Annotated in this window: 13 protein-coding genes; 4 read left to right on the forward strand and 9 right to left on the reverse strand. The window is 63.9% G+C overall.

The genetic code is table 11. The annotated features are described in order from the left end of the window. Positions 1-48: 48 nt before the first annotated feature. Together E1H16_RS10195 and E1H16_RS10200 are read right to left on the reverse strand one after the other, a co-directional pair. Entirely contained in the window at positions 49-846 is a 798-nt protein-coding gene (locus E1H16_RS10195; protein WP_134323772.1) for an SDR family NAD(P)-dependent oxidoreductase, read from the reverse strand. A gap of 7 nt (positions 847-853) precedes the next feature. After that, positions 854-2,107, reverse strand: a complete 1,254-nt coding sequence (locus tag E1H16_RS10200) for an ABC transporter substrate-binding protein (RefSeq protein ID WP_166741705.1) — start codon at positions 2,105-2,107, stop codon at positions 854-856. Between the two features lie 158 nt (positions 2,108-2,265). Here E1H16_RS10200 and E1H16_RS10205 point away from each other — a divergent pair, with 158 nt between their 5' ends. After that, the gene (locus tag E1H16_RS10205) at positions 2,266-2,898 is read left to right on the forward strand and encodes a TetR/AcrR family transcriptional regulator (RefSeq protein ID WP_166741706.1); all 633 of its coding nucleotides are present in this window, start codon (positions 2,266-2,268) and stop codon (positions 2,896-2,898) included. Here the strand turns inward: E1H16_RS10205 and E1H16_RS10210 are convergent. The 5 genes from E1H16_RS10210 to purB form a co-directional block, all read right to left on the reverse strand. Further along, entirely contained in the window at positions 2,895-3,779 is an 885-nt protein-coding gene (locus E1H16_RS10210; RefSeq protein WP_134323775.1) for a phosphoribosylaminoimidazolesuccinocarboxamide synthase, read from the reverse strand. The two genes, E1H16_RS10205 and E1H16_RS10210, sit on opposite strands and share 4 nt — an antisense overlap. A 247-nt stretch (positions 3,780-4,026) precedes the next feature. Continuing rightward, a complete protein-coding gene (locus tag E1H16_RS10215; RefSeq protein WP_134323776.1) occupies positions 4,027-5,055 on the reverse strand; it encodes an alcohol dehydrogenase catalytic domain-containing protein in 1,029 nt (342 codons plus the stop codon). 135 nt (positions 5,056-5,190) lie between these two features. After that, on the reverse strand, positions 5,191-6,477 hold the full coding sequence (locus E1H16_RS10220) for a glutaminase (RefSeq protein WP_134323777.1): 1,287 nt from the start codon (positions 6,475-6,477) through the stop codon (positions 5,191-5,193). Positions 6,478-6,560: 83 nt separating this feature from the next. Continuing rightward, positions 6,561-7,355: an MOSC domain-containing protein gene (locus E1H16_RS10225; RefSeq protein WP_134323778.1), complete on the reverse strand. Its 795-nt coding sequence runs from the start codon at positions 7,353-7,355 to the stop codon at positions 6,561-6,563. Beyond that, positions 7,352-8,659 (reverse strand): adenylosuccinate lyase, encoded by a 1,308-nt coding sequence (purB, locus tag E1H16_RS10230; protein ID WP_134323779.1) that lies wholly within the window; start codon positions 8,657-8,659, stop codon positions 7,352-7,354. Before purB ends, E1H16_RS10225 begins: the two co-directional genes overlap by 4 nt. A gap of 213 nt (positions 8,660-8,872) precedes the next feature. Here purB and E1H16_RS10235 point away from each other — a divergent pair, with 213 nt between their 5' ends. From E1H16_RS10235 to E1H16_RS10245, 3 genes are all read left to right on the forward strand, one after another. Further along, complete coding sequence (locus E1H16_RS10235; protein ID WP_166741707.1) at positions 8,873-10,078, forward strand: AI-2E family transporter; 1,206 nt, start codon at positions 8,873-8,875, stop codon at positions 10,076-10,078. Positions 10,079-10,140: 62 nt separating this feature from the next. Then, entirely contained in the window at positions 10,141-10,608 is a 468-nt protein-coding gene (locus tag E1H16_RS10240; RefSeq protein ID WP_134323781.1) for a hypothetical protein, read from the forward strand. Positions 10,609-10,660: 52 nt separating this feature from the next. Next, complete coding sequence (locus tag E1H16_RS10245; protein ID WP_134323782.1) at positions 10,661-11,167, forward strand: SixA phosphatase family protein; 507 nt, start codon at positions 10,661-10,663, stop codon at positions 11,165-11,167. A 131-nt stretch (positions 11,168-11,298) separates the two neighbouring features. On the opposite strand, the gene E1H16_RS10250 is transcribed toward E1H16_RS10245, so the two are convergent. Both E1H16_RS10250 and E1H16_RS10255 read right to left on the reverse strand, forming a co-directional pair. Continuing rightward, on the reverse strand, positions 11,299-13,053 hold the full coding sequence (locus E1H16_RS10250) for a class I adenylate-forming enzyme family protein (protein WP_208378987.1): 1,755 nt from the start codon (positions 13,051-13,053) through the stop codon (positions 11,299-11,301). Further along, positions 13,050-14,609, reverse strand: a complete 1,560-nt coding sequence (locus E1H16_RS10255) for an acyl-CoA carboxylase subunit beta (RefSeq protein ID WP_208378988.1) — start codon at positions 14,607-14,609, stop codon at positions 13,050-13,052. Before E1H16_RS10255 ends, E1H16_RS10250 begins: the two co-directional genes overlap by 4 nt. Positions 14,610-14,621 lie beyond the last annotated feature (12 nt).

Below are 14,621 nucleotides of genomic sequence, written 5' to 3' on the forward strand. Positions count from 1 at the left end.
TGATTCCCCAAGTCGTCATTCTTTTCGCTACACCGAACTGCGGATGTCCTATGGCATCCAGAATCCGCCGCTGACCGATACAAGTTGGCCGGTTACCTGCCGGGCAGCCCGCGCTGACGAGAACCACAGCACCGCGTCGGCTATGTCCTGCCCGCTGGTAAGTCGGCCTAACGGAATTGTGCGGAGCAGATCGCTCTCGTCCGCACCACCGAATACCTCCTGCACGCCTGCTCGCCAGAGGCTTCCCTCGCCGATTTCGACCTCGGACTGCGGGATGACGAAGCCCGGGCATACGACGTTCGATCGAATTCCGTGACGGCCGTGTTCGCGCGCGACCGTACGCGCGAGGGCCACGACCCCGGCCTTGGCTGCGCCGTAGATGCCGTGTCGCGCCTGACCATCGGCAGCGTCGCTGGCAATAAATACAATGCTGCCCTCGCCGGCATCCTTCATCCTCGGCAATACCGCCTGTGTCATGGCGATTGTGGTGAACAGGTTCAGGTCGACAGTCCGTTGCCATACGCCGCGGTCAGTATCGTTCAGGAACTTAGTCGGCTGCGCCCAGCCCACGTTGTTGACCAGGACGTCGACTCGTCCCCACCGGTCGATCGCGGCACCCACAACCTCCTCGGCCTGAGAATCAGCCACGAGATCACCGATATGCGTAGCGACATCCTGCGCACCAGCATTCCGCGCCTCATCAGCCACGCGCGAACTCTGAGGTCCATCTATATCTGCGATCAGTAAGTTTGCGCCCTCGGCAGCGAAGCCCAGCGCGATGGCGCGCCCGATATTAGACGCGCCACCTGTGACAACAACGACGGCATCCTTCAGCCCCAAATCCATATTCAACTCACTTCTCGTGCGGCGCCTTATAGGCAGCAGTTTCGTCGTATTCGTTCAGCTCGGCGATTACCGAAAGACCACCTGTGTCGATCACCGATGCATCCGGGGCGAGCATGAACGTCTCGCGCGTGGTCGGGACTCGATAGTCGGAAAGATCGAAGGTCCCCGACAGCCCGCCAGTGTCGAGTTCGGTGATGTTCTCTTTCGCCTTCAGCACACCCTCCCTGGTGAGGTCTCCGGCGTCGCAAGCCTCCTCCAGTACGGCCTGCCAGGTCAGTCCGTAGACATATCCCGCATTAAGCGCGAACGACGTCGGTTCGTCATACTCCTCTTCATACGCAGATTCGATCGTCTGGGAGAGGTCACCCTCGGCGCCCACGGGCGCCCATCCGCTGGCGAGGACGACGTTCTTCATCGCTTCGACCATCGCAGGGTCATTCAGCAGATTCGGCGCGAACGATGAACTGTTGGCGATGATGGGTAGATCCAGACCCTGCGCCGAGTTTTGCAGCACAACAGATCCGGCCCCAGCGGCGGCGGTCGATAGCGCGATGAGGTCAGCGCCATCGCTCTTGATCTTCGTGACGATGGCGGTCATATCAGTGTCGGTCGCGCCGACCGGGATGCCGATGAGATTCAGGTCGTGTTGTTCGGCGTAGTAGGTGCTTCCTTGCAGACTGTTCTGCCCGAATTCAGCGTCCAGGTAGACGTGCGCGACGGTGTCGCCGTCCTTCAGTTTGCCTTCGGCCTGCATATAGGCCAGCCCGTTGAGCATCTCGATGTCATTGGTCGCGCTCAGCACCTGGATGGTCGGATCGTCCATATTGGTGGACGACACTGCCGCCGCGATGGTGAATAGACCATCGCTGGCAATCTTGCTCTTGAGCGCGGCGATGATGTGCGAGCCCACGAGCTGCGTGTAGCCCAGGACCGTCGACTTCTGCTGTTCGTACAGCGCCATCGCGTTCTCGGGCTTGTAGCCAGCGTCCTTGATGTCGAGCACGATCTCGCGCCCGCAAACTCCTCCGTCGGCATTCGCCTGCTCGGCCCAAAGCTCGTTCCCCGCCGTCATGGCGAGCCCGTTCGCCTTGAAGGCACCGGATAGGTCAGTCAGGACGCCAATGGTGATGGCGTCGTCGGTGACACCGACATCTGTTTTGACCCCGTCGCCGGACCCGGCTCCCGAACTCCCATCGTCGGCCTTAGTTGAGCACCCGCCCAGCAGCACGCACAGCCCGAGCCCGCTTGCGGTCAGAACCATCGATCCACGCCTCATAGCGCACCTCCGCGTTAATTAATCAATCGATTGATAAATTAAGGCCGACCGGGAATACTGTCAATAGGTCCGGACGAGTTCGGTCGGCGTGGAGGACTACCGTTAGGTGCCGGCTACACACACAGAAGCGAAATGGATGGCAGTTGCTCAGCGAACGGAAGCAATCGCGGCCAGGTCGACCGCCGAAGGCCGTCGACCTTCAGGCCGAGCGAAACCTCCGCGAGGCGGCCACCCGCGCCTTCGCCGAGAAGGGTTTCGACGGGGTCTCGATCCGCGAACTTGCCGACCGGGCAGGGTTGAGCCTGTCGATGCTCTATTACTACTACCGTAGTAAGCAGGACCTGCTGCGCACGATCCTGATCGACAGCATCGAACAGTACTTCGCTCAGCATGAGGCGCTGATGAGTCAAGCATCCAGCGATCCGGTTGACCGGCTCGCGAAATTCGTCGAGGGCAGCGTTCGCTACCGGATCGACTCACAGGTTGAGAGTCGACTGATGCTGACCGCAACCCGTAATCTCGGCGCCGAATGGGAGCAGTACGACGAACAAGTCACGTCAAGAACAAACCGTGACCTCGGCGGAATCATTGAGCTCGGGATAGCCGAGCAACTATTCAGCACGCCGTATCCATCCGAAGCGCGACGCTCGATCATCGCGACGTGTAACAGCATCGCCTTCTGGTATCAGGCAGGTCGGGAACTGTCCGCCGACGATATCGTGCAACGCCACATCCGGTTGGCGTTGAACGCGGTCGAGTACGTCGGGGAATACTAGCCTGCGAAGTGCGCCAGCCAATCAGCAAAGCGCAGTCCGGTAATTCGCTCGTACGCCTCGACGTACTTCGCGCGCGTCGCTGCCACGACGACCTCCGGCAACGCGGGCGGCTGCGAGGCACCGTCCCAGCCGGATGGTCCCGTCAGCCAGTCGCGCACGTACTGCTTGTCGTACGACGGCTGAGACCGTCCCGGCTCGTACTGGCTTGCCGGCCAGAACCGGGACGAGTCAGGAGTCAGCACCTCATCGGCCAGCACGAGACGGCCCTGGCTGTCGTGGCCGAACTCGAGTTTGGTGTCAGCCACGATCACGCCGTTGCGGCGAGCGATCTGCAACCCGCGTTCGTACACTCGCAGCGTGACGTCGCGCAACTCGGACGCGAGCGCCTCGCCGTGCACACTTGCCACGTGCTCGAACGAGACATTCTCGTCGTGATCGCCGATCTCGGCCTTCGTAGCAGGAGTGAAAATCGGTTGCGGCAGTTCGCTTCCGTCCACAAGTCCGGCCGGCAACGGCACACCGCACACATTGCCTGCCGCGTTGTATTCCTTGAGCCCCGAGCCAGTCAGGTAGCCGCGCGCAACACACTCAACCGGGACCATCGACAGCCGGCGCACCAGCATCGAGCGTCCGCGCACCGAAACAGGGATGCGCTCGTCATCGACGGCGACGAGGTGGTTCGGGACGACGTCCGCCAACTGTTCAAACCACCAGGTCGACAGGGCGGTCAGCACTGCTCCCTTGTCCGGTATCGGGGTATCCAGAATGTAGTCGTACGCCGAGATCCGGTCGCTGGTCACGAACAGCAGGTGCTCGTCGTCCACCTCATAGATATCGCGGACCTTGCCGGACGCGATGTGTTTCAGATCCAGCTCACTCATTGGTTACTCCTCCACCGGAACCCCTGTACGCCACCACGCTATCGGCCGACGGATGACCCTAACGTGCGCCCCTGCACGATGCGAACCCGGTGCGTTCCGCAGCGCTATCCGGTGCCAACGCGTCCGCTGCGGCCGGATGGACGATTCTGCCGCATCTGAGTTCAACCGCATCTGAGTTCGGCCGCATCTGATCACGGTCGACCTCGCCGCGGCCAGACCTGAATTGCGGCCAGAGTTCAATAGTGGCTCACGGAATCAGCACGGCGCGGCCCGTGACCGCACCAGCTTCTAGGTCGGCGAACGCCTGCAACCCATCGGCGAGCGCATATCGTTCGGTTCGCACCGCGATTCGGCCGGCACGCGCCAAGTCCAGCACTTGACGCTGGTCGGCGCGCGTACCGCCGTACGAGCACCGCACATCCACGCCCCACGGCAATACATCGGTCGCGGCGCTCGCGCTGTAGGTGAAACTGCCCGCGCCCAGGCCGACAAACCGCAGCGCCCCGTCTGGGGCGATGAGGCCGGTAGCGAGGTCCACGGTCGGCTGGATACCCACGAAGTCGAACACGGCGTCCGCCCCGTAGCCGCCTGTCAGTTCCAGTACTTCCTCCGCGGCGTCCGCGCTGAGGACCCTCTCATCCGCGCCGTGCGCGAGGTCAAGTTTCTGCTGGTCGACGTCCACGGCCACGATCCGGACATCACTGGTGGCCCGCAATATCTGCAAGCCCATATGCCCAAGGCCGCCCAGGCCGATGATCACCGCGGTGGAGCCGGAGGTGAGCCGGTGCCAAGCCCCGTTGATCGCGTGCATCGGGGTTAATCCGGCGTCAGCGAGCGGCGCGGCGGTGACGGCATCCAGCCCGTCGAGCGGTTCAAGGAAGCGTGCCTTTGCCTTGATGTACTCGGCCATCCCACCGTCTGGGCCGAGTCCGGGGCACGGCGGCATCCCATGTCGCCCGCCGGTCGTGATGCACACATTGTCGCGGCCGGCAACGCACTGGCGGCACCGACCACACGCCCAGACCAGATACACCAGAACGGCATCGCCCGCGGTGAAGCCGTCGACGGCTGCGCCTGTTGCTGCCACGTGACCGGCAGTCTCGTGGCCGAGCGTCAGCGGGATGGCTGGATACGCCGGATGATGTAGTACGTGCAGGTCCGAATGGCACAGGCCGGCGCCGGCCACCTTGACCAAAACCTCGTCAGGCTCGATCTCGGGTACGGGTACGTCGTTGATGTCAATATGGCCGGGGGATGTGAGCTGCAGCGCCTTCATCAACCGACCCTAGCGAGCCCGACGCATCCGCCGCGAGTACCCGCCGCGCTCTACTATCGACTGCTCACGGACACCGGCGGCAATACGTCAACTCCGCTGCGCTCGCACCGCACTCAACTCGATGACCGGGTGGTACTAGGACAAGCGCGCGAGGCTACGCAGATCGCCCAGGTCGCGCAACACCGTCGGCTCACCCGCGGACGACAGGTCGGTCATGAACCGCTCCGGGTCGACCAGCACGATGCCGATTCCATCGAGCGCGAACCGGCGCATCCCCTCGGCCAGCATCCGCTGCGCGACGTCGTTCAACGACGACACCCGACGTAGATCGAGCACCAGCTGCTCGTGCTTGTCGTGATCGTCGGCGAGCAACCGCAATACCCGTTCGGCGCCACTGAACTGGATCGCACCCTGCAAACTGCACACCCGGATCGTGCCGCCACGCGGCGAGCGCAACACCCGATCGCGTCGTACGACCGCCCGCGCCGGTTCGGCGCCCTCCATAATGTGCATACCCATATCGCGCGACATCCGGTCACACAATCGAACGCCGCGAAGACTATTGCCGTGCTCATCGAGTCGCGGGGAAAGTGTCGCGATGCCGACCTGCCCGGGCAGGACGCCGAGGATGCCGCCAGCCACGCCGCTCTTCGCCGGGAAGCCCACATTGGACATCCAATCACCGGCTGCGTCATACATTCCGCAGGTCATCATCACGCTGAGTACCTGACGCACCACCGATGGCGCGACGACCTGCTCGCCGGTGACCGGCTGTACGCCGCCGTTGGCGAACGTAGCGCCCATCAGCGCCAGATCGCGCAGCGTGACGTTGATCGAACATTGCCGCGTGTAGCCCTCGACGATCTGCAACGGGTCAACTGTGAATACGTCGTAACTGCGCAGCATGTTGGCGATCGCGCGGTTGCGGTAGGCCTCACTGAGCTCGGACCGGTACACCGCCTCGTCGACCTCGAGGTTTCGCCCCGCGAATGCCGACAGCCCGCGGTGCACCTTCTCGAACCGTTCGGTCGGTGAATCGGCGGGTCCACCGATCAGCGAGTGCGTGGTCAACGCGCCAGCGTTGATCATCGGATTCAGCGGACGCCCAGATCCCTTCTCCAGCGACAATTCATTGAACGCCTCACCGCTGGGCTCGACCCCGACGCTGCGCAGCACGTAGTCGAGCCCGTGCTCGTCGATCGCGAGCGCATAGACAAACGCCTTCGAGATCGACTGGATCGAGAACGGCAAGTCGGTGTCGCCCGCGCCGTACACCACACCATCGATGGTCGACACACAGACACCCAGCCGATCGGAGTCAGCGTTGGCGAGTTCCGGGATATAAGCGGCATTCGCTCCAGGATTGTCTGCACCACAGTCATGCAGGATCTCGGTGAGGTAGTCGGTGACAGGGGTCTGCATCAAGAACTCCAGCCGGGTCGCGGGATGTGCGGTGGACTATCAATCACGCCGAATCAGCGCCAGGGGCGCTCATACGTCAGGCTTCAGGACCCGGCGACTCGCTGTTCGTACGGCACCTCATGCATAGTCACCTGCACCTCGTCGCCGACGCGGATCGTGCCCTCGGTACGTGGGATCGAGTTGACCGCGAACATGATCTCTCGCCCGCCGCCGATCTGCGGCAGCGCTCGTCGCTGGCCGAGCGCGTGCAACGGCTGCTTGCCCTTGTCCAAACTCTCCGGGTCGATCGTGATCATCACACACCGCCCGGATAGTTTCACCAAGTCGATCACCACGTCGCCGATCTGAATCATCGCGATGTCGTCCTCGACGAACGGTCCGGGGAGCCCGTCGAGCACGATCGAGGGCCGGAAGCGTTCCATCCCGACCGGCTGGTCCAGCCACCGGTTTACCTCTGCTAAAGACTGCGTCGAGGCGACCGTGAGCGGATACCCGTCGGCGTACATCGTCTGCCCGCCGCCGAAACCGGTGGCGCGGCGATGTTTACGCGGGAAGCGCACGACCCGCACCTCACGCCCGACAACCTCACTGACGATCGCCGCTGCCGCATCACCCTGGTCTTCCCCAAGGCCCTGCCAGGAGAACACATTCGCCGGCCGGATATCGCCCGTCGGTTCACAGGCCGCGACGACGCGAGCAGAGTTCACGAGCATCAGCGGCGGGACTTCACGCGCGGTGACCAGCGTGCCGTCCGGATCGATCACCATGTATTCACGGTCTCCGCGGATCCCGTTGGCGAGGACATCCGCCTCGGTCATCTCAATCCGCCGCCCCGACTTCAGCGGGTAGCGGAACAGTGCCGAGACCGTGACCGTCACGACAGCTCCGCGAGCCGCTCGAACGTGCCGGCGAGACGATCGACGTACCGCTGCGGTTCGCAGACTTTATCGAGGCGGGCCTCGTCAAGCGTCTTGCCCGCCACCGACGCCGCCGTACGCAAGGTCTCGCGGAACGGTGTACCGGTGTTCCAGGTCTCCATGGCTGCCCCCTGCACCAGAGCGTACGCGTCTTCGCGCGACATTCCGGCGTCAACGAGTTCCAGCAGTACGACGGAGGTGTAGATCAGCCCGCCGGATGATTCCAGGTTCGCGATCATCCGATCGCGGTTCACGATCAGGCCCGAGGCCAGGCGCGTGGCGATGTTCAGCATGTAATCGACCGTGATTGATGCGTCCGGCAACGCGATGCGCTCGACCGAGGAGTGCGAAATATCGCGTTCGTGCCATAACGGGATGCCCTCCATCACCGGCGTGGTGTAGCCGCGCACCAGTCGAGCCAGGCCAGCCAAGCGTTCGGAGATGATCGGGTTCTTCTTATGCGGCATCGCCGACGAACCCTTCTGCCCCTTACCGAATGGCTCCTGCAGTTCGCGGACCTCGGTGCGCTGACCGTGCCGCACCTCCAGGGCGAATGTCTCCAGCACGGTTGCGATGATCGCCAGCGCGTTCACCCATTCGGCGATTCCGTCGCGGATGATCACCTGGGTAGAAACCGGGCTCGGCTTCAGTCCGAGATTCTCCGCGACCTGCTTCTCGATATCCGGATCGATGTTCGAGTAGGTGCCGACCGCACCGGAGATCGCAACCACGCCGACCGCCTCGCGAGCGCGCAGTAGCCGGTCTCGCGAACGCGCCAAGGCGAACGTGATGTCGGCGACCCGATGGCCCCACGTGTCCGGTTCGGCATGGATGCCGTGGGTGCGTCCGACCTTGATCGCGTCCTTATGTTCCAGCGCGTGATCACGCAGAACGCCGATCAGGTTGTTGAGTTTGCTGAGGATCTCATCGGTGGCCTCGGTGAGGACGACGGCGAGCGCGGTATCGAGCAGATCCGAACTGGTCATGCCGAAGTGCACGTAGGCAGCGGCCTCGCGTGGCGTGGTGTTGTCCGCCCACGCGGTCAGGAACGCGATCACGTCGTGCTGCGTGGTCTTCTCGATCTCGTCGACGTCCTTCGCGTTCGGCGGCGGCGCGTTACGGACCGGCTCCACGCTGTCGGCGGGCACGGTACCGGCGGCGGCGTGCGCAGCGAGGACCTCCACCTCGACCTTGCACCACACCTCATACTTGTGCGCATCGCTCCAGATCCGGCCCATTTCGGGGAGGGTGTAGCGCTCAATCACGCGGGGCTCCTTCGTCGTACGGTCGCGGCCTCCTGCGATTCTTCCCTATCGGCGCCACCCTCGGCAGACCCGGTCGGCGCGGAGGAGATACCGCCGTTGTGCGGCGGCCGTCTGCGCCGTACGCCGCGTCTTCGACCGCGCGGCATCGCCCTCGGACGCGGCGCGCCCATAGACTTCGGAAGGGTCATGCCCATCGAGGACGGGAGTCGCAAAGTGCCACGTTCGAACGACGCGCCGGAGGGCGCGGGTCCCCCCGCGCCGAAGGGCGAGGCTCGCCCCAAGCCGGCGGCCAATCCCGTGCACCTTCCGTGGCCCAAGCGCAACTCCGACCTCGTCACGCCCAGCCTGAATGCCATGGCCAACTGGGCCTGGCGCTTCCTGCTCGTCGTCGCCGCATTGTGGGTGCTTGCCTACATCCTCGGATTCCTCTCCACCGTCACGATCCCGCTGGCCATCGCGGTGCTGCTAGCGGCCTTGCTGATGCCGGCGAAGAACTGGCTCCTGCGGCACCGGATGAATCCGATGTTGGCCACGATCGTGGTCTTCGTCGGCGGACTGGTACTGGTCATCGGCTTGATCACGTTGGTAATCCAGCAGTTCGTGCAAGGCGCACCAATGCTCGCCGAACAGGCAACGGGAGGCCTGGACCAGGTCCGCGAATGGTTGGCCGGTCTCGGCTGGCAGATCAGCGACGCCCAACTCAACGGTTGGTTCGACACCGCTACGGACTGGATCGGCGACAACTCCGACATGATCACGTCGGGGGCGCTGAATACGGCAATCTCCGCCGGGCACTTTTTAGCAGGGTTCCTGCTCGCACTATTCAGCTTGTTCTTCTTCCTGAAGGACGGCGCGAAGATCTGGGCGTGGCTGCTGAAGTTCGTTCCCGCCCAGTCCCGGGGGGCTGTCGACGGCGCTGCCGAACGGTCCTGGGCGACACTGGGCGGTTATGTCAAAGCCACAGCGCTCGTAGCACTGGTCGACGCGGTCGGTATCGGTATCGGTTTGCTCATCCTGCAAGTTCCGCTGGTCGTCCCACTCGCTGCGCTGGTCTTCTTGAGCGCGTTTATTCCGATGATCGGCGCGACGCTGTCCGGCGCGGTCGCGGTGCTGATCGCACTGGTCACGGTGAACCCGCTGACGGCACTCCTCACCCTCGGTGTCGTAGTCCTGGTGCAGCAGCTCGAGTCAAACTTCCTGCAGCCGCTACTGCTCGGTAAGGCCGTTAAAGTACACCCGCTGGCGGTCATTCTGTCGATCGCGGCAGGCGCACTGATCGCTGGGGTCATCGGCGCCTTGCTCGCGGTGCCCGTCGCTGCAGCCGCAAACGCCGCACTCAAATTCTTGCGTCAGGAGCCAACCCCTATCGACACCGAGAAGACACCCCACACATCCACAGACGCCGCGCCGGATCTGTAGTAGACAGGACACCACAGAGATCGATCGACGCTGATGACGCGTGCCGAGTCGAGGAGGCTCACGTGGCGCATTCACAGTTCAAACTGAGCCTGCCATCGACCTGGACAACGATCGACGCCGTCGGTGACAGCGTGACCGAAGCGATCCGTTACGGCACCGACCTACGTCGGGACGCAGTACTGCGACTGGAAAGCCGGACTTTCTCTGGACATCTCTCGGCCAGTGACGCTGCGGACCTCACCATTGGCCGACTGTGCGCGCAGAACCCGCACATGCAGGTCTCGCAGACCATCAACCACGACTACGGCACCAGCAGCCAGGCGGTCCGCATCGTCGTCGACGGCTCACAAGATCCGCCGATCGCGACCGCCTACGTGATGATCGCCGAGAAGCCCGAAAATGTGCGACATCGCGTCGTACCCACCGTGATTATTCAATGGGCCGCCCCGGACGCCGGAACGCTAGGGCCGGAGTTTGATCACGTCATCAGCTCGTTTAGGTTCACCCCGCGCGCACCTTTGGGCGAGTAGGCAATAATCACGGCCGTCGAGGCACCGGGCCCGGCGCTGATGAGGAGACTGAGTGAAGCAACTGATCATCCTGCGGCACGCCAAGACCGAGGCGACGGCCGCAGACGATTGGCACCGCAACCTGACCGATCGTGGCCGCGCGCAAGCGCAGTCGCTCGCACCGACGATCGCCGCGCTGAACCTGAACGGTCTCGTGGTGTACACCTCGACCGCGCTACGCGCGATGCAGACGTGGGAAGAGATCGCGCCGGCGCTCGGTAGCGATGTCGACGTGCGGCCGACGAATGACCTGTACGTCTTCGACGCCGAAGACGTGCTCCAAGTGATCAGAGAGGTCGACGACAGCGTCAACAGCCTGATGATCGTCGGCCATAACCCCGGTTTGAGTTACCTGACGTCGATGGTGTGCGGCGAAGGCCTGCCCAATGACCGGGCGGTGGCCAAGAACGGCGAACTGCGCACCTGCCGCGGCGTCCTGCTCGAGTACGACGGCCAGTGGAGCGAGTTGTACTTGGAGGACTGCGGCGTGGCCGCCTATCTCTCGCCAACCGTCGACTAGCCAGTTGCCTTCTGCGGTCTCGCCATCCCACCGCTGCCCGACCAGCCCACAGATCGCCGGACCCCATCGGGTCCGATCATCTATGGGGCCATCCGCTTGCCGTCGCAGAGCTGGCGCCAGGCAGCAGGTGGCTAGGCGCCGGGGATTTCCTCGTTGGCAGCCTTGCGTAACTTGTGCTTCTCGATCTTGTTCGTGGGAGTTTTCGGCAGTTCCTCGATCAGCCGGTACTGCCACGGTCGCATGAACTTTGGCATGTTCGCTTCGGCGTACGCCCGTAAGGACTCGTCGCTGGGCTGCTCGCCCGGCGCGGGCTGGATGAACGCGACGATCTCGTCCTCGTCCGAGCGCGGGCTTGGCACCGCGACAACTGCCGCGACCTCGACCTGCGAATGACCAGACAGAATCTCCTCGACGTGCACGCTGGAGATGTTCTCGCCACGCACTCGGATCCGGTCCCCGAGCCGGTCCAGGAAGAAGTAGTACCCCTCGTCGTCCTGCACCGCCGAATCGCCTGTGTGGAACCACTGGTTACGGTTCGCTTCCAGCGTCTTATCCGGTTTGCCGAGATACTCGTCGTACAACAGGTACGGCAGTTTCTGCCGAATCGCCCAGTGCCCGGCCACACCCGGCGCACAGGGCTGATCATCCTCATCGAGCACAGCGCACTCAAAAAACGGCACCGGCAGCCCCATCGCGGCCTTGCGGCTGACCTTCTCAGCGGGCAGCACACATATCCCGTGCGCCTGAGCTTCGCTCCGCAACTGGGCCTGGGTCTTACCGCGGAACAGCTCGTCGGGTGTGCCCGCACCGGGCGCGCACTCCTCCAAGATGACAACGCACGGACACCCAGACTCGGTCTGCCCGAATCCGGCGCTGACCGAGTCGATACCAAACCGCGTCGCGAACTCCCGATGACGCACCGGCAACGGTTGCATATGCGCCTTGTTCAGCGTGTTGCGTCGATCGTCGGAACTCACTGGGTTCGCCAGCAGCCAAGGGATCATCACGTCCAGGATGATCGCGCTGGTGCACGACTGCGCAGCGATGCGCGACCAGAACTCCGACGGTGAGAACCTATCCCACAGCGCAACCGATGCCCCGGCCCACAACGCCATCGCGACGTTCGCGTACGCACCCCCGACGTGATACATCGGCAAATCGTTGTAGACAACGTCCTGCGGGGTCAGCCGGCTGCGCATTACCCAGGTGTACTGGTTGATCCAGCGGTGCGGATGAAGCACGCCCTTCGACGGACCGGTCGTACCCGAGGTGTAGATCAGACTGCACGGCGTCCGAAACGTGATCTCGACCTCCGGACGGGCCGCGGGCTGCTCGAGTATCGCGGCGCCGTCAGCCGGCATCGGCAAACCGTCCGGCGCCGCACCGGAGATCAGCACCTGCGGGCGTACGGCGAGACCGTCCCACACGGCCGCAACCCGATCGATCAGCGAATCTTGGCATAGGAGCATTACCGGCTTGGCATCATCGAGGGAGTACGACAACAACTGACCGGCATACTGGAAGTTGATTGGCCCGTAGATCGCGGCGGCCTTCCAGATCCCGAACATCCACACCGTCGCCGCGAACGGATCGGTAGCCAGCACACTCACCACGTCACCCGGTTCGACCCCGCGAGCGCGCAGATTGCCGGCGATCGCGTCCGAACGCGCGGCCAGTTCGCGATAGGTCAGCCGCGCACCAGTCGGGCCGTAGATGACCGCCGGTGCGTCCGGTCGCTGCTCAGCATGCCGATCCAGCGCCTCGATGATCGTGGCGCCGTCCGATTCCAGCATCGCCGTCAGTTCAGCGGTCTGCATCGCGGTCGGGCTTACAGCGTCCACGCTTGAGGCGGTCGACCTAGCAGCGCCCACGTTCGAATCGGTCATGGCCGAGCTCCGAAATTCGGCCGCCCCACCAAACGAGGCAACACCTTGTAGGCGTCAAGCACCCAATCGCATAGCAGCGCGCGAGTCTCTCGTGGATCGATCACATCGTCCACTCCGAACCGCTCGGCGGTGCGCAGCGGCGTACGGATCTTCTCCAGCCGCTCGTTGATGTCGGCCAGCAGCGCGACCGGGTCATCGGAGGCCTCGAGTTCAGCGCGGTACGCCGCCTCGACACCACCTTCGACCGGCAACGATCCCCAGTCACCCGACGGCCACGCCCACTGCGTGATGTGTCCGTGCCGGTTGACCTGGCCGGCCCCGCCAACCCCGAACACGCGGCGTACGACGACCTCCGCGACTGGAACATTTGCCTGGTACGCCGCCGTAATCGCGCGCGCACCATCGCGGATCGCCCCGGTCTGCTCGGCGGCCAGGCCAATCGCCAAGCCGGCCTGGTCGGTCAGCGAGACGACCGGCAGGTGGAACGTGGTGCATAGATCGAACAGGCGCGTCATCGCCTTCGCGCCGGTCGCGGTGACCGCGGCTCCCTTGTATGGGTCAGTCGCGACGACGCCCACAGGGTGACCGTCAAGTCGAGCGAGCCCGGTCCACACCGAGCCGCCGTACTCGGCGTAGGTGAACACCGAACCCGCGTCGAAGACGCCGTCCAGCAGCGTCTTCACCTTGTAGACCTTGCGGCGATCACGCGGGACCAGCGACAGCAGCGCCTCGTCCGCACGATCGACCGGGTCATCGTTATCGATGACTGGCGGCACTTCGTAGACGGACGACGGAAGGTACGACAGGAACCGACGAATTTCGGTGAACGCTTCCTCCTCCGAGGACACCCACCGTTCGATCGCGCCGTTTCGGGCGTGCACCGCGTACCCGCCGAGTTCTTCTTTATTTAGGTCGGCGCCAGTCGCGTGCAGCACAACTGGGGGCCCGGCGACGAAGAGCTGCGCCTGCTTCTTGACGAAGATGGCCAGGTGCGACATCGCCATCCGGCCGGCCCCGAGGCCCGCGACGGGACCGCCGCCGTACGCGACAACGGGTATGACCGACAGGTTATCGACGACGAGGTCCCACCCGGGGTTGGCCGGTACGTACGTGTAACCGTCGGTCTCCAGAACCTTGACCGAACCGCCCCCGCCGGTACCCTCGATCAGCCGCACAATCGGCAGTTGCATCGCATTCGCGATCCGCTCGGCGTGAATCTGCTTGCCTTTGATTCCCGCGTCAGACGCGCCACCTCGCACGGTGAAGTCGTCGCCGCCGACGACAACCTTGCGACCGTCGATGCGGATCGTGCCGAGCACGAAGTTGCTCGAGCGCAGGTCGATGAGGTTGCCGTCCTCGTCGTACTCGCTGAAGCCTGATGTCGCGCCCACCTCTTTGAAGGTGCCTTCGTCGGCGAGCGCCTCGATCCGCTGCCGCACGTTCAGGCGGCCGTTATCGGCCTGGCGCTTGACCTTGACCTCGCCGCCCATCCGCTGGACGAGCTTCTTGCGCTCGGCGATCTGCTCTACTTCACTGGACCAATCGGCACTCGACACACGGACTCCCTC

Origin of the sequence: Cumulibacter soli, assembly GCF_004382795.1 — a bacterium.
Lineage (GTDB): Bacteria > Actinomycetota > Actinomycetes > Mycobacteriales > Antricoccaceae > Cumulibacter > Cumulibacter soli.

Bases quoted from the DNA above. Each gene is read 5' to 3' on its own strand.
- E1H16_RS10215 (WP_134323776.1), bottom strand. From the start codon at position 5,055: ATGAAGGCGCTGCAGCTCACATCCCCCGGCCATATTGACATCAACGAC.
- E1H16_RS10200 (WP_166741705.1), bottom strand. From the start codon at position 2,107: ATGGTTCTGACCGCAAGCGGGCTCGGGCTGTGCGTGCTGCTGGGCGGG.
- E1H16_RS10210 (WP_134323775.1), bottom strand. From the start codon at position 3,779: ATGAGTGAGCTGGATCTGAAACACATCGCGTCCGGCAAGGTCCGCGAT.
- E1H16_RS10195 (WP_134323772.1), bottom strand. From the start codon at position 846: ATGGATTTGGGGCTGAAGGATGCCGTCGTTGTTGTCACAGGTGGCGCG.
- E1H16_RS10250 (WP_208378987.1), bottom strand. From the start codon at position 13,053: ATGACCGATTCGAACGTGGGCGCTGCTAGGTCGACCGCCTCAAGCGTG.
- E1H16_RS10220 (WP_134323777.1), bottom strand. From the start codon at position 6,477: ATGCAGACCCCTGTCACCGACTACCTCACCGAGATCCTGCATGACTGT.